We start from the raw sequence: 18,125 nt of genomic DNA on the forward strand, positions 1-18,125 counted from the left end.
AAACCCCGCGAAAGGCTTCGCGGGGTCGTACGTCTTGACCTCAGTTTGAGCATGGAGCGCCGCGAGGGGTCAGGCGGCGGCGCGGTTCCGGTGAAGCCCTCGGGTCAACCAGTCGTCAGGGTAGGTTTCGCGCACCGTGATCGACTTGAACTGAGTGACCGGAATCTCTGCATGGTCGCCCGGGTTGAGATCGCGGGACACCGAGTGACCGGCGAACTCCTCGATGATGGTGATCACTTGGCTGCTGCCGGCTGCGTTCTCGATCAGGACCATGTTCATGGGACGGCTCGTCGCTATCAGGGGAATTTATGAGGGCGGATTTTGCGGGTGCGATCGATCACACGAGACGCGGTTGCACCCGCTTTTCCTTGACGCCCTTCAGCGCCCAGGCCTCGACCGCCTCGCTGCTGCCCAGTCGGCGGAAGGCGCCCTGGCTGTGTTGCTCGCAGTATGAGCCGCGCGCGCTGGTCTTCGGACGACCACAGAAGCCGAAGTCATCATTCTCCGGATGGCCGATCGGCCAGCGGCACGAATGGGCGCCCAGGCCCAGAATGCCCGAGGTCGGCAGCAGATCTTCCTCGATCCGCTCAAAGCGCGGGGCGACACGGGGTGCAGCGACGTCGCGCGAGGGGCGCTGGCGAACCGCCAGACGCGACGGGGCTCGGACAGTGGTGGCGCGCTTGCGGACGGGAGTCTCGCGAACCGTGATGCCCAGGCGATGCACCTTGCCGATCACCGCGCTACGGCTGACGCCGCCCAGTTGTCGCGCCACCTGGCTCGCGCTGAGGCCCTCCAGCCACAGTTTCTTCAGGGTCGCGGTCCGTTCTTCGCTCCAGTCCATGATCTTGCTTCCAGCCCTGCCCGGAGCCAGCCCGCTCCGTGAGAAAAGGGGTAAGATTTATGGTTAACGACCGTCAAACGGTTATGTGCAGACCCACGTTTTGCAAGTTCACTTTTCGCCATGAGAATCACGTAGATACCAACAATTGTCGCAGCCTTGCCGTAACCCCCACGCTTAAGGACCCTTGTTACGTGACAAGGCGCGGGACCAGATTTTATAAGGGTTTGGAATGCGTCGCGGCGTCGCAGAACCTGCGGCGAAACGTCAGTCGAGGATGAATATGCGCTCGTTGAAACTGGCCGCCGTCGCGGCTCTTTGCCTGGCCGTTTCGGCGTGCTCGAAGGATGGTGGAAGCTCCAACGAGGCTCCCGCCGACGCGCCAACGCCGGCAGCCACCGCCGCGCCCCCGCCGACCGACGCCGGGAAGGCCGCCATCCTCGCCTCCCTCCCCGCCCCCTACAACACCGGCGACCTGTCGAACGGCCAGAGCAAGTTCGCGCTCTGCCGCTCCTGCCACACCATTACCGAAGGCGGCCCTGATCTCACGGGTCCCAACCTCTACGGCGTGTTCGGTCGCAAGGCCGGCGCCAAGGAAGGTTACAGCTATTCAGACGCCGTGAAGGCCGCCGGCTTCGTCTGGGACGCCGGGCAGCTCGACAAGTGGCTGGCCGATCCTCGCGGCTTCATGCCGGGCACCAAGATGACGTTCGCAGGCATCAAGGGTGAGAAGGACCGCATCGATCTGATCGCCTATTTGAAGGTCGAGACGGGCTTCAAGGCTCCAGCGAAATAGTCCGTGCGGCAATATTACACGCTCCCCGGCGGCCCGTTCTGGCGCATGGACACAGGCCATACGGAGAACGCCGTTCGACGCCCATGACGCCTGACGAAGACCGGATCGCGGAGCTCTACGAGGCCTTCAACAGTCGCGCCTTCGATCGTGTGATCGCTGGGCTGGCGCCTGACGTATCCTGGCCCGATGAGGTTGAGGACCGTCGACTTGAGGGCGTCGGCGCTGTGCGCGACTATTTTGAGACAGCCATGGCTCCGCTACGGGTGCGGCATCAACCGATCGCTCTGTTCACGCCCGCCCCGGGTCAGGTCGAAGTGCTGACACGTCAGACCGTAGTTAGCGCCGCCGATGGTTCGCTTTGGTCGAGCCTGCGGGTTCGACACCGCTTCACGATGGTCGATGGGCTGATCACGCGGCTGGACAGCGAACAAGACTACGCTGCCGAAGGTTTTGAAGGCGTCGAGCGCCTTCTGCGACGGCTATGCGAAGCGATCAACGCGCACGACATCGACGCGATCGTGGGCTGCTACAGCGATGACGCGCGCTTCCAGGACAACCTGGAAGACGGGTACGTCAGCGGCGGTCCGGCGATCCGACGACACTTCGAGCACCTATTGGAGACCCTTCAGGTCACTCTGGCGATGCGCGACTATGTCCTTGAGCCGGACGACCGGGTCCGCGCCCGGCTGCAGGTCGAGGCGCGCGGGGCGAACGGCCGTCTCTGGCAGGATGGCGGCGTCACGGTCTGGTATCGACTTGAAGCGGGGCGCATCATCGAACAGGACGTCGACGACAGCGGCGAGGAGTCGCCATGAGCGCCTTGCGCACGGTACTGGAAGAGGCCTTCGCGGTGTTCAACGCCCGTGATGTCGCCAGCTTGCGCCGCTTCATCCATCCCGATGCGACTTGGCCGAACACACTTGAAACGGGCGAGGATCTCATTGGCCAAGACGCGGTTCTAGGCCACTTCGCGCGTCTGTTCGCGACTATACGGCCGAACATCCAGCTGATCGCGGTGCTTGCGGAGACTGAGGACGCCCTGACAGTCGAGGCCCAGTACGCGGTCGAAACCGAACAGGGCCAGATCTGGTCAGACACCCGTGCGCGACTGACCTATCACTTTCGTGACGGCCTGTTGTCAGGGATGACGATCCTGAGCGGCTTCTAGGCCAGAAGGTCGGCGCACGCGTCCAGCACCGCGTCCGCGTCCAGGCGATACTTGGCGTAGAGATCCTGCAGATCGCCCGACTGCCCAAACGTCTCCAGGCCCAACGCTCGAACCCTTTGACCACGGACCGAGCCTAGCCAAGACAGAGCCAGCGGCGCTCCGTCGGTCAGGGTCACCAGGCCTGCATCCCGATCCAGAAGCGACAGCAGGCTTTCAATCGTCGAGGTCCGGCGGCCGTCCCCTGTCCAACGCGCCCGCCCGGAGGCGGTCCAATCACGGTGCAGCCTGTCCGCCGAGGTCACCGCCAGCAGGCCGGCCTCGGGTATGTCCTCCACCAGCGCCTCGAACGCACACAGCGCTTCGGGCGCCAAAGCGCCGCTGTAGATGATCGCCAGTCGCGCGCCCGGCGCTGGAGCCCTCAGCCAGTAGGCGCCGTCGATCACGCCCTGCCGCCAAGCGTCGTCCGTCCGTTCCGGCTGGGCGATGACCCGCGTCGACAGGCGTAGATAGGTCGAGGCGCCGTTCTTGGCCTGAATACGCTCGAAGGCGTGCGCCATCAGCACCGCCGTCTCGTCGGCGAAGGCCGGCTCGTAGGTGTCGAGGCCAGGCTGAGCCATGCCGATCACCGGTGCGTTGATCGATTGATGCGCTCCGCCCTCCGGCGCCAGCGTCAGGCCGGACGGGGTCGCCACCAGCAGGAACCGGGCGTCCTGATAGCAAGCGTAGTTCAACGCATCGAGACCACGGGCGATGAATGGATCGTAGAGGGTGCCGACCGGAAACAGGCGCTCGCCAAAGAGCGGCGCGGTCAGGCCCAGCGCCGCCAGGGCGATAAACAGGTTGTTCTCGGCGATACCCAGCTCGACGTGCTGGCCGGTCTCCGCCTTGGACCACACCTGCGCCGAGGGGATGCGCCGACGCTTGAAGACATCGTCGTGCGCGCGACGCTGGAAGACGCCGCGGCGGTTCACGAAGCCGCCGAGATTGGTCGAGACCGTCACGTCCGGCGAGGTCGTGACCACCCGACCGGCGAACTCGTCCTTCCGCGCGGCGATCTCGAACATCACCTTGCCAAACGCGGCCTGCGTCGACTGCTCGCCGCCGCCAGCCACCGCCGCGAGCAGGTCGTCGGCCGATGGCGTGGGGATGGACGGCGCGAGGTGATCGCGCGCAACCTCTGCGGCGAAGGGCGCTCGCGCCACCAATCCCTTGATGGCGGTGCGTTCGGCGGCCGAGAGGCCCGACAGGGGGTCCCACTCCTCGCCCTCGACGACGCCCAGCCGCTCCCGCAGTTCAGCGATCTGCGCCGGGGTCATCAGGCCGGCGTGGTTGTCCTTGTGCCCCTGAAACGGCAGCCTCAGCCCCTTGACGGTGTAGGCGATGAAGAAGCGCGGACGATCATCCTGGCTGGCCTTTTCAAAGGCCTCAAGCAGCGTCTCCAGGCAATGCCCGCCCAGTTCGGTCATCAGTTCGGCGAGATCACCGTCCTTGTAGGCCGCGATCAGGGCAAGGGCGTCGGGACTGTCGGCGAGGTCCCCGGTCAACCGCTCTCGCCACGCGGCGCCGCCCTGATAGGTCAGGGCTGAGAAGAGATCGTTGGGCGCTGTCTCGATCCAGGCCTGCAGCCGGTCCCCGCCTGGCCTCGCGAAGGCCTCCCGCTGGCGCTTTGACCATTTCAGCGTTTCGACCGCCCAGCCGGCCGCCTCGAAGATCTCGCCATAGCGCGTGAACATTCGATCCTGGGTGGTCGCGTCCAGGCTCTGGCGATTGTAGTCAACGATCCACCAGGTGTTGCGGATGTCGTGCTTGCAGGCCTCGATCAGGGCTTCGTAGATATTGCCCTCGTCCAACTCGGCGTCGCCCAGCAGCGAGATCATTCGCCCCATCTTCTCGGGCTTCACGGCGCCGCGTGCGGCCAGATAATCTTGGGCCAGAGAGGCAAAGGCCGTCATGGCCACACCAAGGCCCACCGAGCCCGTCGAGAAGTCGACATCGTCGACGTCCTTGGTGCGCGAGGGGTAGGACTGCGCGCCGCCCAGCGCCCGGAAGCGCTTGAGATTGTCCAGGCTTTGCCGACCGAACAGGTGCTGGATGGCGTGGAACACCGGACTAGCGTGCGGCTTGACCGCGACGCGATCCTGCGGCCGCAGGGCCTTCATGTAGAGGGCCGTCATGATGGTGGTCAGCGAGGCGCTGGACGCCTGGTGACCACCGACCTTCAGGCCGTCACGGCTTTCACGGAGGTGGTTGGCGTTGTGGATCGTCCACGCCGCCAACCATAGGATCCGTTCCTCGAGACGCCGCAGCAGCGCGATTTCCTGCCGCTTGGCCGTCAGAGAGCCGTCAGGCATGCTTCCTCACCCAGATTATACGGGTGAGGTTTGCCCCTCGCCCGACTTTTCCTGGGCTTCATACGCTTCGATCTGGCGCGCCGTCCACTCCGGCGACTTCGTGAAGCGCGCCAGGAGGTCATAGAACACCGGAACGATGAACAGCGTCAGCAGGGTGGCGAAGATCGCGCCGGTGAAGATCACCGCCCCGATCGTCTGACGGCTGCCCGCGCCCGCGCCCGCCCACAGCATCAGCGGCAGCGCGCCCATGGCGGCCGACACTGAGGTCATGATGATCGGACGCAAACGCAGGGTCGCCGCCTCGATCACCGCCTCGCGCACGGTCAGACCCTCGTCGCGCAGCTGGTTGGCGAACTCGACGATCAGGATCCCGTTCTTGGTGGCGATGCCGATCAGGATAATCAGACCGATCTGACTGTAGGTATTGATGGTCGACCCCGTCATCAGCAGGCCGAACAACCCGCCCAGCGCGGCCAGAGGCACCGTCAGCATGATGACGGCCGGGTGGATCCAGCTCTCGAACTGCGCTGCGAGCACCAGGAACACCAGCAGCAGCGCCAGACCAAAGGCGATGGCGATGCCGCCGGAGCCTTCAATGTAGTCCTTGGCCTGACCGCCCCACTTGATGCTGACGCCGGGCACCGGGCGCTGGGCGGCCTGGTCCTTGAAGAACGCCACGGCGTCCTCGACCGTGTAGCCCGGATTGAGCTGCGCCGTCAGGGTCACAGAACGCAAACGGTCAACGCGGGGCCGGTCCGGCGTATCGCCTCTCAGCTCGGTGGTGACCACGGTGGACAGCGGCACGATGGCCCCTGTGCTGGTCCGCACGTTCAGGCGGTTCAGATCCTCGATGCTCCGGCGCTGATCAAGATTGGTCTGCAGGATCACGTCGTATTCCTGGCCGTTCTTGATGTAGGTGGTCGCCCGGCGTGAGCCGAACATGGTCTCCAGCGCGCGGCCGACCGACTGCGCCGAGACGCCGAGCGTGGCGGCTTTGTCGAGGTCGATCTGGACCAACAGACGCGGCGCCGTCGGCTCATAGTCCAGGCGCGGACGGGCGAGGCCCGGATTGTCCTGCGCCTCCGCCAGGATGGGCTTCAGCCACGCGGCCAGCTGCACGTAGTCGTTGCCGACCGCAATGAGGTCGACATTCGTGCCGCCGCCGCCACCACCGCCGCCACCGCGCTGGAACGGCCCGCGCACGCTGGCCACGGCGCGAACGCTGGTGAACTTGGACAGCTCCTTGTTGAGCTCCGCAGCGACCTCGTCAGCAGTCTTTTCTCGCTCGCCCCAGGGCTTCAGCGCGACAACGCCGTTGGCGCTGTTGAACGAGTTCCCGCCAAATCGCGGGATGGTCATGATGGTCCGTTCGGAAACGCCGTCCTGACGATACTTGTCGAGGACCTTCTCGACCTTCAGACCGATCGCCGAGGTGTAGTCGTAACCCGCTCCCTCGGCCGCCGAAATCGAGACGTCCACCCGTCCCCGGTCTTCGGCCGGCACCAATTCCTTGGGCAGACTGACAAACAACAGCGCCGCGAAACCCGCCAGCAGCAGCACCAGCGCGCCCGAGATCGCCGCCGACCATCCGCCAAGGATCTGGGACAGCGACGCGCGATAGGAGGCGCTCAAGGCGCCCATGGCCTTGTTGACCCGGCGCGCCAGCCAGCCTTCGCCATGCGCAGGGCGCAACAGCTTGGACGCCATCATCGGTGACAGCGATAGCGCCAGCAGCGCCGAGAAGGCGACCGCCGCCGCGATCGCCACAGCCAGCTCGACAAACAGGCGACCGATATAACCCGGGAGGAACATCAGCGGCGCGAACACCGACACCAGGACGATCGTCGTCGCCACGACGGCGAAAAAGACCTGGCGCGTGCCGCGCTCGGCGGCGACCAGAGGCGGCTCGCCTTCATCGACCCGGCGCTGGATATTCTCGACCACGACGATGGCGTCGTCCACGACCAGACCCACGGCCAGCACGAGGGCCAACAGCGTCAGCAGGTTCAGGGAGAAGCCCAGCGGCGCCAGGATGATGAAGGTCGACAGGATGCAGATCGGGGCGACGATCGACGGGATCAGCGCCGATCGCCAGCTGCCCAGGAACAGCAGGTTGACCAGCACCACCAAGCCGATCGACAGACCCATGGTGATCCAGACCTCGTGGATCGCCTCAGCGGTGAACACCGAGTTGTCGACCGCCACCACCATCTTGGTGCCGGAGGGCAGGGTTTGATTGATGACCTCCACCTCAGCGCGGACAGCTTTGGAGATCTCGACGTCATTGGCTTGGGACTGACGGGTCAGACCGATGCCGACCTGATCGATCCCATTCCCCCGGAACAGGCGACGGCGCTCATCGGGCCCTTCTTCGATCCGCGCGACGTCGCCCAGGCGCAGCACGTAGCCCGCGCCGTTGGCGGCCCTAAGCGGCAGGCGTGCGAAGTCTTCCGGCTTGGCGTAGCTACGCGCCACCCGGATTGTGAAGTCCTTGGCCGAGCTCTCCAGCGAACCAGCCGGTAGCTCGAGGTTCTGAGCGTTGAGCGCGCTCTCGATATCGTCCACGGTGACGCCGCGCGCGGCCATCTCGTTGGCGTCGAGCCAGATCCGCATAGCGTAGATCTTGGCGCCGAACAGGTTGGCTTGGGCCACGCCGTCGATCGTCGACATCCGCTCGACCAGATAGCGGTCGGCATAGTCGGCCAGCTGCAACGGGTTCAGCGTTGTGGACGTGAGGTTTAGGATAATGATCGGCGCAGCGTCGGCGTTGGCCTTGGCGATCTGCGGCGGATCGGCTTGATCCGGCAGGTTGCTGGTCACGCGGCTGACGGCGTCGCGCACGTCATTGGCCGCAGCGTCCAGATCGCGGTCGAGGTTGAACGTGATGCTGATGTTCGACCGGCCGTCGCGCGATGAACTATTGACCCGATCGATGCCCTGGATGCCGGCGACCTGGCGCTCGATCACCTGGGTGATGCGTTCTTCGATGACCTCGGCCGAGGCCCCGCGGTAGCTGGTCGAGACCGACACGACGGGCGGATCGACGCTGGGCAGCTCACGGATTGGCAGCGAGGTGTACGCCGCCAGACCGATCACGCAGAGGATGATCGCCGCAACAGCGGCGAATACGGGGCGACGGACGGAAAGATCGGAGAGCATCAGCCGGCCTTGCGGTCTGCGCCGCCCTTGGCTTCAGCTTTTTGCCCAGGCTTGCCGCCGGCGATGGAGGCGCCGTCCTGGATCCTGTTCAGACCATCGGCGACGATCTTGTCGCCCGTCTTCAAACCCGAGCGGATTTCGACAAAGCCCCCTTCAGTGATGCCCGTATCGACGTCGGTGCGACGCGCGACCAGCCCCTTGGGGCCCTTGGCGACGACATAGACCGAGGCTTGCTCGCCCTCGAACTGCACAGCCGCTTCCGGCACGGCGACGCTGGTGCGCACGCCCTGGTCAATCGCCACCTTGACCAGCATGCCCGGCTTCAAGCGGCCGCTGGCGTTGGGGAACTCCGCACGGGCCTTGAGCGCCCGGGTGGTCGGATCAATACGGGTGTCGAGCTGAGCGATGCGCCCCTGAAACGTCTCGCCCGGCAGCGCGTCGGGCTTGGCGACAATCGGCAAGCCGATGCGCAGGGTTTCCAGATAGCGATCAGGAACCGAGAAATCGACGCGGATCACTGCGGTGTCATCGAGCGTAACGATGGCGGTGCCTGGGCTGATCAGCATGCCGGGCGCAACGTCCGAGATTCCGACCCGGCCGGAGAAAGGCGCGCGGATCACGCGATCGAGCTTATTGGCTTGGGCGGATTCGACCGCCGCCTTCGAGGTCTCGTAGGCGGCGAGGTACTGCTCGGCGGTGGCGCGCGGGGCGATGCCTTTGTCAGCCAGGGTCTTCCAGCGCTTGTAGTCCCGCTCGGCCTGAGCCAGACGCGCGCGGGCCTCGGCGATACCGGCGTCCTCGGCTTCAGCCTTCAGCTCGACCAAGACCTGGCCGCGGGAGACGGCTTGGCCATCGGTGAAGCGAACGGCCGTGATGAGTTCGGCGGTATTGGAGGTGATGGTCACCGACTGACGGCCTTTGGCCGCGCCCAGCACTTCGATACGATCCGTGAACGAGCGCTCGCCGACCACCGTCTGCGTGACGGCGGTCGCGCGGCCACCGCCGCCTCCGCCCTTGGTCTCCTTACTGGCGAAAGCCAGCTTGAAGCCGCCCACCCCCAGCATGAGAACGACGGCGGCCAGGGCCACGACGAGGAAGAAGTGCCTACGGATCAAGGACGTGCTCCGGGCGCCGGACAAGCTCGGCGGGGTGACAAACGCGGCGAGATATGACCGCACCGTAAACCCACGTCCAGTGACACCAGGATGACTGTGTGTTGCAGCACTGAAATACGCTATAGGTTACGCCATACACCCAGCACGACGCCGCGATCTCGGGCGGTTTCGCGCCCCGCCACGGTGTCTCGCCAGCCGACTTGGGCGCTCCAGGCGCCGAACGCGCGGACGACCGAGATCTCGCTCTTCAGCCAGCACGAATCCGGGCCTTCGCGCTCGGCTTGCCCGGCGTAGGTTTGCGCCAGGAAAAGGGTTTTGGGCGTCGGCCGGAGGCCTAGCGTGACATCCAGCCGGTTCTCGTCCGCCAGACCTTCTCGCCGAAGCCGAGCCGCCTGTATGTCCAGGTAGACCGGCTTCCCGCGCCAAACGGCGGACCGCCCGTAGAGCACCCTCGCCTCCAGATCGAGACTGCCCTCCCCAGGCGCCGCGTAGCCGGCGTTTCGCCCGGCGCCCGCCTCGGCGGCTCCAAGATAGAGCGACAGCGTCGAGCGGTCGTCCTGGCGAACGGCCCAACGCAGCCCCAGTTCGATCGGCCCTCGGCCCGCATAGTCCACCCACTGATCGCGCCCGCGTGTGACGCCGGCCTTGGCCTGCAGCGTCAGTCGTTCCGTCAAGCCGTGTTCGACGAACATGGAAGCCGCTTCGTCGCGGCGACGGTTGATGTCGACCCGTTGGCCTTGCGCATTGAAACCCTGACTGGCGGTCTGCCGCTCATACTTGACGATGACCTGCGTCTTGCCCGGCGGAACGGGCCAGGCGCCCGCTGTCGCCGCACCGACGCCCAGAGACGAAAAAGCCGCCGCGATCACCAGGATCACGGCGGCCTTTGCGACGTCTAAGGCAGTGGTCAGTCGGCGTAGCCCGGAGACTCGCGGTCCAGCTTGCGCAGACAGCCCGGCCAAGCCAGACCGCCGATCATGCCCATGCCCATGCCTGTCTGCTTGCGAACCTCGTCCTGCGCGGCGTCGGGGGCCAGCAGGACGTTCTCGCGTCCGATCGAAAGCGCCATCACCTGCTGCGCGCATGCTCGCTCCAGGAAGAACATCCCCAACCAGCATTCAGCTGCGGAAGCGCCCACCGACAGGGTGCCGTGGTTGCGCAACATCATCAGCTTCTTCTGGCCGAGGTCGGCCACGATGCGCTCTCGCTCTTCAAGGTTGAGCGCAATGCCTTCATAATCGTGATAGGCGAGCTGAGGCAAGACGATTAGCGCGTGTTGGGTCAGCGGCAGCAGACCTTCCTTGTGCGCCGACACCGCCACGCCCTGGTCGCTGTGAAGGTGCATCACGTAGTGGGCGTCGTCGCGCGCCGCGTGGACGGCCGAGTGGATCGTGAAGCCCGCCGGATTGATGTAGTACGGGGTCTTGTCGATGACGTTGCCTTCGAGATCGACCTTTACGAGGCTCGAGGCCGTGATCTCGCCGAAGAACATCCCGTAGGGATTGATGAGGAAGTGGTGCTCGGGGCCAGGAATGCGCGCCGAGATGTGGGTGAAGATCATGTCGTCCCAGCCATGCAGGGCCACGAGACGATAGAGGGCGGCGAGATCGACCCGCGCTTGCCACTCCGCTTCGCTGACCTTGCCCTTCAGGGACGTGATAGGCATAGCGCCGTCGGCCATTGGGGCCTCCCGTAGGTTATCATTGTTGAGTTGAGCGTCGCGCCGAGGCGCTGGGCCGTCAAGGGGTACCTGATCCTCGGAGAGCAGACATCGGCTTGCCAGCGCGGCTCAGCCGTCGGACGGTCCCCCTCGGAATGAGGGGGAGTCGCCGGGGATGCTGACCCTGTTGGGCGTTGCGGTGATCGTACTGGGCTTTGCTCTGCGCTTTAATCCGCTGCTGGTCGTTGTGGCCGCCGCCATGACGTCCGGCCTCGCCGCCGGTCTAGCGCCGCTCGAGGTGCTGGCCGCGTTCGGCAAAGCGTTCAACACCAACCGTTATGTCAGCGTCGCCTGGCTCGTCCTGCCCGCCATCGGCGTGCTCGAGCGCGCGGGCCTGCGAGAGCAGGCGCGGCGCACGATCCAGGGACTGAGGGCGGCGACGGCGGGGCGGATCCTCCTGGCCTATCTGGCTCTTCGGCAGGTCGCCGCCGCACTAGGCCTGACCCAGGTGGCCGGCCACGCCCAGACGGTCCGTCCGCTTCTGGCGCCGATGGCCGAGGCCGCCGCCGAGCCGCTGACCGACGACCAGCGCCAGAAGGTTCGAGCCATGAGCGCCGCCACGGACAATGTCGGTCTCTTCTTCGGCGAGGACATCTTCCTGGCGATCGGTTCGATCCTGCTGATCGTCGGGTTCCTGGATCAGAGCGGCATCACCGTCGAGCCTCTCGCCCTCTCGGTCTGGGCGATCCCGACCGCCATCGCCGCCTTTCTGATCCACGGCGCGCGACTGCTGATGTTCGACCGCGGGCTCCCCCCGAAGGCGGAGGACGCGGCATGATCGGCCTTCCCCTCGTCTATCTGCTCTCGGGACTGATGTTCGCAGCCTTCGCCGTCCTCAGCGCCGGCGACCGCGAGAACCCCAAGCGTTTCGGCAACGCCGCGTTCTGGGGCCTGTTCGCGCTGAGCTTCCTGGCCGGCGACCATCTGGGCGACCTGGGTAACGGGATCTTGGTTCTGTGCCTGGCCCTCATCGCCGGAGCGGGACAGCTGGGCGTTGGTGCGCCAAAGAGCACCGCGCCGGAAGAGCGGGAGAGCCTGGCCATGGCTTACGGGATAAAGCTCTATGCGCCCGCCCTGGTCATCCCGGTGTTGGTCCTGGTCGGCTCACTGGCCTTCAAGCACCTGACCATTGGCGGCGCGCATCTGGTCGATCCCAAGCAGGCGACGCTGATCGCCCTAGCCCTGGCGGCGCTGGTCGCGGCGGTTCTCTCCAAGCTGATGTTCCAGCAACCCGCTGGCGCGCCGATCCAGGAGGGCCGCCGCCTGATGGACCTCGTCGGCTGGGCCGCCTTGCTGCCGCAGATGCTGGCGGCGCTGGGTGCTGTGTTCGCGCTGGCGGGCGTGGGCAAGTCGATCGGCGAGATCGCCGTCATGATCACACCGGCGGACAGCCGCTTCGCCGCCGTCGCGGCCTACTGCGTGGGCATGGCGGTGTTCACGATCATGATGGGCAACGCCTTCGCCGCGTTCCCGGTGATGACCGGCGGCATCGCCCTGCCCTTGGTGATCGGCCAGTTCGGCGGCGATCCCGCCGTGGTCTGCGCCATCGGCATGCTGTCAGGCTTCTGCGGCACGCTGCTGACGCCGCTGGCGGCCAACTTCAACCTTGTGCCCGCCGCCTTGCTGCAGTTGAAGGACCGCTACGCCGTGATCCGCGCCCAAGCGCCCACGGCCGCCCTGATGCTGATCGTCAACGTGATCCTGATGAACGCCCTGGCCTTCCACCGATGAGCCTCGCCCGCTCCACCGCCTCCCGCTTCGCCAAGATCGCGCTGGGCCACCTGACCCGCGAGTATCCCAACAAGCTGGACCACGTGATGGGCGGTCCAGAAGACGTGCAGTCGCCTCAGGCCCTACACCCCATCTTCTACGGCAGCTTTGACTGGCACTCGTGCGTGCACGGCTACTGGCTGCTGGCCACCCTGCTACGCCTGCGCCCTGAGATGGCCGAAGCGCCGACCATCATGGCGCTGTTTGACGACGCCTTCACCGAGGAGAAGGTCGCCGGCGAGGTCGCCTATCTGGCGCGACCGGAGAGCCGGGGCTTTGAACGTCCTTACGGTTGGGCCTGGAGTCTGATGCTGCAGGCCGAACTCCTGCGGCATGACCGCCCCTGGGCGCGGATTCACGCCCCGTTGGCCCTTGCCTTCAAGCAACGGTTCGAAACCTTCCTGCCGATCGCCGACTACCCGGTTCGCGGCGGTACGCACTACAACACTGCCTTCGCGCTGGCCCTCGCCTATGAGTTCGCCGAAATGACCGGTGATCAGGCCTTCTTCGATCTACTGCAGAGTCGGGCGCTGATCTGGTACGGGCAGGACGCCGACTGCCAGGCGTGGGAGCCGTCCGGCGACGACTTCCTCTCTCCGGCCCTGATCGAGGCCGAGGCCATGCGACGGCTTCTGCCGCGCGAGCGCTTCGACCTGTGGTTTCCCCGCTTCCTGCCGAATCTCGCCGATAAGCAGCCGGCGACCCTGTTCACGCCCGCCCGGGTCAGCGACCGCACGGACGGCAAGATCGCCCATCTGGACGGGCTGAACCTTTCGCGCGCCTGGTGTTGGCGCCTGCTGGCGGGATCCATGTCAGAGCATGATCCCGGTCAAGCGCATGCGGTGAACGCGGCCATGAGCCATCTTGCGGCGGCCGTGCCACATATCTCTGGCGACTATATGGGTGAACATTGGCTGGCGACGTTCGCCCTCTTGGCGCTCGAGAATGGCTAGGCCCCACCCGCGAGCACATCGTTACCGCTACCAGCTTTACAATCGTTGACAATGATTTGGACCAGACGCGCGTTAAGCACGACCTGAGCCCAACCTAAGGGCGCGCCTCCACTCTAGGGAGCTCGTCGTCATGTTCGACGCCGCGCATTTCCAACGTATTGAAATCGCCCAGGTTTCCGAAGGCTGGGTCGTCACCGAAGGCGGCCGCCCAGTTGGACGCTTCGAGTCTGTTGAGACCGCCTATCAGCGGGCGCTCGCGATCTGCGGGGCGCTGTTCGACAAGGGCGTACCGTCACAAGTGCATGAGCTGCCCCACGCCGCCTGATGCGCGGGGCGCAGCATTTACAATCGTTGACAATTCCCGCGTCCCGTTCGGATTACCCTCAAATCCGGGACTGATTTGCCGCCGGGGGGCGGCCAACCGGAGCCGGGTATGGCCCAGATTACGCGTGAGACCTTGCGGACCGAGGTTCGCACCTTCTTGATCGTCAGCGCAGGCGCTTTCGCCCTGGGCTTGGCGCTCGGCTTTGTCCTGATGGGCCTTCACTAGGCCTCAGTCGCCGCGATCGCCCTTCATCAGGCGCGCCTTGTCACGCTGCCAATCACGTTCCGCCGCCGTATCGCGCTTGTCGTGCAGCTTCTTGCCCTTGGCGAGACCAATCTCCAGCTTCGCCAAACCCTTGTCGTTCCAGTAGAGCTTGATCGGCACCAGGGTGCGCCCCTCGCGCTGAACCGCGCCGATCAGCTTGTCGATCTGACGGCGATGCAGCAGCAGCTTCCGGTGGCGACGCGGCTCATGATTGAAGCGATTGGCATGACCGTAGGGCGGGATGTCGGCGTTGATCAGCACAATCTCACGCCCCTCCACCGAAGCGTAGGACTCAGCGATGTTAGCCCGGCCGGTCCGCAGGCTCTTCACCTCGGTTCCGGTCAGCATGATGCCCGCCTCGAACGTCTCCTCGATAAAGTAATCGAAGCGCGCGCGCCGATTTTCAGCGATCGGCTTGGACATCAGCGCAGACCAGCCTCGCGCATGGCTTCCAGGATCGTCGGACGCACCGCTTCGGCGCAAGGCGTGATCGGCAGCCGCACGTCTTCCGTACACAGACCCAGCTGCGCCATGGCGAACTTGGTCGGCGCGGGCGACGAGTCGAGGAACAGGGCCTTGTGCAGGCGCACCAGGCGATCCTGCCAGTAAAGACCCTTCTCCCATTCGCCCTGCATGCAGGCGTTCATCAAGGCCGAGCAGGCGTCCGGCGCAACGTTGGCGGTCACCGAGATCACCCCATGGCCGCCGTGGGCCATGTAGCCGAGCGCGGTCGGATCATCGCCCGACAGCATCACCCATTCAGGACCGCACATCAGACGCTGGAAGCTGATCCGGGTGAGGTCGCCCGTGGCGTCCTTGATCCCGACGATGTTCGGCAGTTTCGACAGGCGCTCCAGCGTCTCGTTACTGATGTCAACGCCCGTGCGACCCGGCACGTTGTAGACGAAGATCGGCAGCTCGACGGCGTCGTTGATCGCCTTGTAGTGCTGGTACATGCCCTCCTGGCTCGGGCGATTGTAGTACGGCGTCACCACCAGGCAGGCGTCAGCGCCGACGGCCTTGGCGTGACGGGCCAGTTCAATCGCTTCGTCGGTGGAGTTGCTGCCCGCGCCGGCGATCACAGGCACGCGGCCGGCCGTGGTCTTCACGCACAGCTCGACGACACGACGATGCTCGTCGTGCGACAGGGTCGAGGTCTCGCCCGTGGTTCCGACAGGAACCAAGCCATGCACGCCACCCGCGATCTGACGCTCGACCAGCGCGACGAAGGCTTTCTCGTCCACCTCACCGTTGTGAAACGGCGTGATGAGGGCCGGAATGACGCCCTTGAAGTGAGACTGGACCATGACTTGCAAATTGCCGTGAGGATGGAGCCGCATGTGTTGCGGCGGGACGATGGGGGCGGACAATATGTCCCTGCCCCGCCGACCTGCAACCGGCTCTGGGTGCGGATCAAAAGGAGCAGGTGCGATTTGATGGGCCAAGCCCTCCGGGTCAAGCCCGCGGGCCGACTTTAAGAACCCTATTGCGGCCTGAATCGCCGCATAGGGCTAACGGACGAATTCGAGTATGAGGTCTTATAGAGACCGCAAGGAGAGCGTTTTGGTTTCAGGAATGCGCCGGTTGCTGCTCGGAGGAGCGTGTATCGTGACTATCGTTGGGGCCGCTGACGCCCAGACGACGACGTCCTACGCCTCCGCGCAAACCGCGCCCGGCCTGATCACCACGCCGCCCACCGCTGTGACGACGGCGCTCAGCGACACAGACTCGGCCAATCTGCAGACCGCCCTGGCGGCCGCCAAGCGCGGCGACGTTTCCGGGGCGCGCATAGCGATGGACAGCCTGCAGGACCCTATCGCGAGAAAGATCGCTCAGTGGCAGCTCGTCGACAGCAACGCCGAGGCGCTGAGCTTCTTCGAGCTCGACTCGGCGCGCCGCGATCTCGCCGGCTGGCCGCGCGGCGCCCGGCGCGATGCGGCCGCCGAGAAGGCGCTTTCCACCTCAGGCCTTGATGCGGCGCGGATGGTCGCCTGGTTCGGCGGCGTCCAGCCGACCACGGCCGAGGGCGCCATGGCCCTGGCCAGCGCCTATCAAGCCACAGGCCAGATCCAGCTGGCCACCGACCTCATTCGCCGCACCTTCCGCGACAAGGTGTTCGAGGCCGACACCCAGCGCAGCATGATCGCCCGCTTCGGCGCGATGCTGACCCCGGACGACTATGTCCGCCGCGCCGATATCCTGCTCTATGGTCAGCAAGGCCCGGCGGCCCGCGAGATGGTCGCCATGCTGTCCGAGACCCAGCAGGCCGCCGCCCGCGTCCGCATGGCCTATCGGGCTAACTCGGCCAGCGCCAACGACCTCTACAACAACCTGACGCCCGACCTGCAAGACTCGCCCGGCGTCGTCTTCGAGCGCGCCGCCTATCTGCGCCGCAAGGGCATGGACACCCTGGCCCTGCCGATGGTCGCCAACTTCCCGGCGCCGCCGACCGAAGAAGCCTCGACCGCGATCTGGCGCGAGCGAAAGCTGCTGATCGTCGGCGCGCTGAAGGCCGGCGACAGCAACGGCGCCTATACGGCCGCCTACAACACCCGAGCGCTCGCCCCCGCCGATATCGCCGAGTCAGAGTTTTACGCTGGCTGGATCGCCCTGACCCGGCTCCGTGACGCCAATGCGGCCGCCGCCCACTTTGCTCAGATCGCGGCCGTCGGGGCCTCGCCCATCACCCGTGGCCGAGCCCTCTACTGGCAGGGTCGCGCGGCCGAAGCCCAGGGCGACCCGATCGCGGCTCAAGCTTTCTACGCCGAGGGCGCACGCCATATCACCACCTTCTATGGCCAACTGGCCGCCGAGAAGGCGGGGATCCGCGAGCTGCGGCTGGAGCGCGATCCGGTCATCACCCAGGCCGACCGCGCCCGCTTCTACGGCCGCGAACAGGTCCGCGCCGCGCGGGTGCTGGCCGACATCGGGGCGCGAGACCTGTTCCGCAGCCTGGTTCTCTATATCGACGACACCCTGCCTAACGCCGAGGAGACCGCGCTGCTGGTCGACATGGCGCGCGGCTATGGCGACCAGGATCTGGCGATGCGCGCCGTGCGAACCGCCGCCCAGCGCGGGTTCATCCTGCCCGAGCGCGGCTACCCTCTGCTGGACCACCATTTCACGCCCGGTCCCGGCGCGGCGGAGACAGCCTTCGTCTATTCGATCTCCCGTCAGGAGAGCAATTTCGACCCCGCCGCCCGCTCGGGCGTCGGCGCGCGCGGCATGATGCAGCTGATGCCGGCCACCGCCTCCCTCGTGGCCCGCAAGCTCGGTGAGCCGCACTCGATCGACCGCCTCGGCGACGCCTCGTACAACATGCGCCTGGGCTCGGTGTATCTGGGCGACATGATCAGGACCTTCAGCGGCTCCTACATCATGGCCGCCGCCGCTTATAACGCCGGCCCCGGACGTCCGGCGCAGTGGGCTGGCCAATGCGGCGACCCGCGCGGCGCGTCGACCGACCCTCTGGACTTCATCGAGTGCATCCCGTTCTCCGAGACCCGCAACTACGTGATGCGGACGCTTGAGACGACGATGGTCTATCGCGCCCGTCTGAACGGCGGCGTCACGCCGCTGAGTCTGTCCTCGGAGCTCAAGCGCGGCGGCTACGTCTACACGCCGTCAGTCGCGTCAGCCGAAACGACCAGCGGGCAACCTTAAGCG

At 65.9% G+C, this 18,125-nt stretch carries 18 protein-coding genes; 9 read left to right on the forward strand and 9 right to left on the reverse strand.

Annotation, left to right across the window (positions count from 1 at the left end; all coding sequences use genetic code 11):
* Positions 1-69: 69 nt before the first annotated feature.
* Together J2X45_RS15445 and J2X45_RS15450 are read right to left on the reverse strand one after the other, a co-directional pair.
* Complete coding sequence (locus J2X45_RS15445; protein WP_012640178.1) at positions 70-279, reverse strand: hypothetical protein; 210 nt, start codon at positions 277-279, stop codon at positions 70-72.
* A gap of 58 nt (positions 280-337) precedes the next feature.
* Entirely contained in the window at positions 338-841 is a 504-nt protein-coding gene (locus J2X45_RS15450; RefSeq protein WP_310216372.1) for a GcrA family cell cycle regulator, read from the reverse strand.
* 280 nt (positions 842-1,121) lie between these two features.
* On the opposite strand from J2X45_RS15450, the gene J2X45_RS15455 reads away from it, so the two are divergent.
* The 3 genes from J2X45_RS15455 to J2X45_RS15465 all read left to right on the forward strand — a co-directional run bounded on the left by J2X45_RS15455 (position 1,122) and on the right by J2X45_RS15465 (position 2,802).
* Positions 1,122-1,634 carry a cytochrome c family protein gene (locus tag J2X45_RS15455; protein WP_310216375.1) on the forward strand — a complete coding sequence of 171 codons (513 nt, stop codon included), beginning with the start codon at positions 1,122-1,124 and terminating at the stop codon, positions 1,632-1,634.
* Between the two features lie 83 nt (positions 1,635-1,717).
* Positions 1,718-2,449 (forward strand): nuclear transport factor 2 family protein, encoded by a 732-nt coding sequence (locus J2X45_RS15460; RefSeq protein WP_310216378.1) that lies wholly within the window; start codon positions 1,718-1,720, stop codon positions 2,447-2,449.
* On the forward strand, positions 2,446-2,802 hold the full coding sequence (locus tag J2X45_RS15465; protein WP_310216382.1) for a nuclear transport factor 2 family protein: 357 nt from the start codon (positions 2,446-2,448) through the stop codon (positions 2,800-2,802). Before J2X45_RS15460 ends, J2X45_RS15465 begins: the two co-directional genes overlap by 4 nt.
* Here the strand turns inward: J2X45_RS15465 and J2X45_RS15470 are convergent.
* The 5 genes from J2X45_RS15470 to J2X45_RS15490 form a co-directional block, all read right to left on the reverse strand.
* On the reverse strand, positions 2,799-5,153 hold the full coding sequence (locus J2X45_RS15470; RefSeq protein WP_310216385.1) for a transketolase: 2,355 nt from the start codon (positions 5,151-5,153) through the stop codon (positions 2,799-2,801). The genes J2X45_RS15465 and J2X45_RS15470 overlap by 4 nt on opposite strands.
* A 15-nt stretch (positions 5,154-5,168) precedes the next feature.
* The gene (locus J2X45_RS15475; RefSeq protein WP_310216386.1) at positions 5,169-8,312 is read right to left on the reverse strand and encodes an efflux RND transporter permease subunit; all 3,144 of its coding nucleotides are present in this window, start codon (positions 8,310-8,312) and stop codon (positions 5,169-5,171) included.
* Positions 8,312-9,427 (reverse strand): efflux RND transporter periplasmic adaptor subunit, encoded by a 1,116-nt coding sequence (locus J2X45_RS15480; protein WP_310216388.1) that lies wholly within the window; start codon positions 9,425-9,427, stop codon positions 8,312-8,314. The genes J2X45_RS15475 and J2X45_RS15480 overlap by 1 nt, the downstream gene beginning before the upstream one ends.
* Positions 9,428-9,546: 119 nt before the next feature.
* The gene (locus J2X45_RS15485) at positions 9,547-10,296 is read right to left on the reverse strand and encodes a hypothetical protein (RefSeq protein ID WP_310216740.1); all 750 of its coding nucleotides are present in this window, start codon (positions 10,294-10,296) and stop codon (positions 9,547-9,549) included.
* A gap of 38 nt (positions 10,297-10,334) precedes the next feature.
* Entirely contained in the window at positions 10,335-11,108 is a 774-nt protein-coding gene (locus tag J2X45_RS15490) for a class II aldolase/adducin family protein (protein WP_310216390.1), read from the reverse strand.
* 154 nt (positions 11,109-11,262) lie between these two features.
* Here J2X45_RS15490 and J2X45_RS15495 point away from each other — a divergent pair, with 154 nt between their 5' ends.
* The 5 genes from J2X45_RS15495 to J2X45_RS15515 all read left to right on the forward strand — a co-directional run bounded on the left by J2X45_RS15495 (position 11,263) and on the right by J2X45_RS15515 (position 14,420).
* Positions 11,263-11,925, forward strand: coding sequence for a 5-oxoproline transporter, DUF969 family subunit (locus J2X45_RS15495; RefSeq protein WP_310216393.1), 663 nt, complete (start codon positions 11,263-11,265; stop codon positions 11,923-11,925).
* A complete protein-coding gene (locus J2X45_RS15500; protein ID WP_310216395.1) occupies positions 11,922-12,878 on the forward strand; it encodes a DUF979 domain-containing protein in 957 nt (318 codons plus the stop codon). Before J2X45_RS15495 ends, J2X45_RS15500 begins: the two co-directional genes overlap by 4 nt.
* Entirely contained in the window at positions 12,875-13,870 is a 996-nt protein-coding gene (locus J2X45_RS15505) for a DUF2891 domain-containing protein (RefSeq protein WP_310216397.1), read from the forward strand. The genes J2X45_RS15500 and J2X45_RS15505 overlap by 4 nt, the downstream gene beginning before the upstream one ends.
* Positions 13,871-14,000: 130 nt before the next feature.
* A complete protein-coding gene (locus J2X45_RS15510) occupies positions 14,001-14,195 on the forward strand; it encodes a hypothetical protein (protein ID WP_310216399.1) in 195 nt (64 codons plus the stop codon).
* A gap of 75 nt (positions 14,196-14,270) precedes the next feature.
* The gene (locus tag J2X45_RS15515) at positions 14,271-14,420 is read left to right on the forward strand and encodes a hypothetical protein (RefSeq protein ID WP_310216402.1); all 150 of its coding nucleotides are present in this window, start codon (positions 14,271-14,273) and stop codon (positions 14,418-14,420) included.
* A 3-nt stretch (positions 14,421-14,423) separates the two neighbouring features.
* Here J2X45_RS15515 and smpB read toward each other — a convergent pair whose 3' ends face one another.
* Both smpB and dapA read right to left on the reverse strand, forming a co-directional pair.
* Complete coding sequence (smpB, locus tag J2X45_RS15520; protein WP_310216405.1) at positions 14,424-14,882, reverse strand: SsrA-binding protein SmpB; 459 nt, start codon at positions 14,880-14,882, stop codon at positions 14,424-14,426.
* Positions 14,882-15,766, reverse strand: coding sequence for a 4-hydroxy-tetrahydrodipicolinate synthase (gene dapA, locus J2X45_RS15525; RefSeq protein ID WP_310216408.1), 885 nt, complete (start codon positions 15,764-15,766; stop codon positions 14,882-14,884). Before dapA ends, smpB begins: the two co-directional genes overlap by 1 nt.
* 256 nt (positions 15,767-16,022) lie before the next feature.
* Between dapA and J2X45_RS15530 the strand changes: the two genes are divergently transcribed.
* Positions 16,023-18,122 (forward strand): lytic transglycosylase domain-containing protein, encoded by a 2,100-nt coding sequence (locus J2X45_RS15530; protein ID WP_310216411.1) that lies wholly within the window; start codon positions 16,023-16,025, stop codon positions 18,120-18,122.
* Positions 18,123-18,125 lie beyond the last annotated feature (3 nt).

Source organism: Caulobacter sp. BE264 (assembly GCF_031457805.1).
Classification (GTDB): Bacteria; Pseudomonadota; Alphaproteobacteria; order Caulobacterales; family Caulobacteraceae; genus Caulobacter.

Coding starts and splice junctions, on each gene's coding strand:
- J2X45_RS15450 (WP_310216372.1), bottom strand. CDS start 841: ATGGACTGGAGCGAAGAACGGACCGCGACCCTGAAGAAACTGTGGCTG.
- J2X45_RS15495 (WP_310216393.1), top strand. CDS start 11,263: ATGCTGACCCTGTTGGGCGTTGCGGTGATCGTACTGGGCTTTGCTCTG.
- J2X45_RS15470 (WP_310216385.1), bottom strand. CDS start 5,153: ATGCCTGACGGCTCTCTGACGGCCAAGCGGCAGGAAATCGCGCTGCTG.
- J2X45_RS15500 (WP_310216395.1), top strand. CDS start 11,922: ATGATCGGCCTTCCCCTCGTCTATCTGCTCTCGGGACTGATGTTCGCA.
- dapA (WP_310216408.1), bottom strand. CDS start 15,766: ATGGTCCAGTCTCACTTCAAGGGCGTCATTCCGGCCCTCATCACGCCG.
- J2X45_RS15475 (WP_310216386.1), bottom strand. CDS start 8,312: ATGCTCTCCGATCTTTCCGTCCGTCGCCCCGTATTCGCCGCTGTTGCG.
- J2X45_RS15465 (WP_310216382.1), top strand. CDS start 2,446: ATGAGCGCCTTGCGCACGGTACTGGAAGAGGCCTTCGCGGTGTTCAAC.
- J2X45_RS15445 (WP_012640178.1), bottom strand. CDS start 279: ATGAACATGGTCCTGATCGAGAACGCAGCCGGCAGCAGCCAAGTGATC.
- J2X45_RS15505 (WP_310216397.1), top strand. CDS start 12,875: ATGAGCCTCGCCCGCTCCACCGCCTCCCGCTTCGCCAAGATCGCGCTG.
- J2X45_RS15490 (WP_310216390.1), bottom strand. CDS start 11,108: ATGGCCGACGGCGCTATGCCTATCACGTCCCTGAAGGGCAAGGTCAGC.
- J2X45_RS15510 (WP_310216399.1), top strand. CDS start 14,001: ATGTTCGACGCCGCGCATTTCCAACGTATTGAAATCGCCCAGGTTTCC.
- smpB (WP_310216405.1), bottom strand. CDS start 14,882: ATGTCCAAGCCGATCGCTGAAAATCGGCGCGCGCGCTTCGATTACTTT.
- J2X45_RS15460 (WP_310216378.1), top strand. CDS start 1,718: ATGACGCCTGACGAAGACCGGATCGCGGAGCTCTACGAGGCCTTCAAC.
- J2X45_RS15455 (WP_310216375.1), top strand. CDS start 1,122: ATGCGCTCGTTGAAACTGGCCGCCGTCGCGGCTCTTTGCCTGGCCGTT.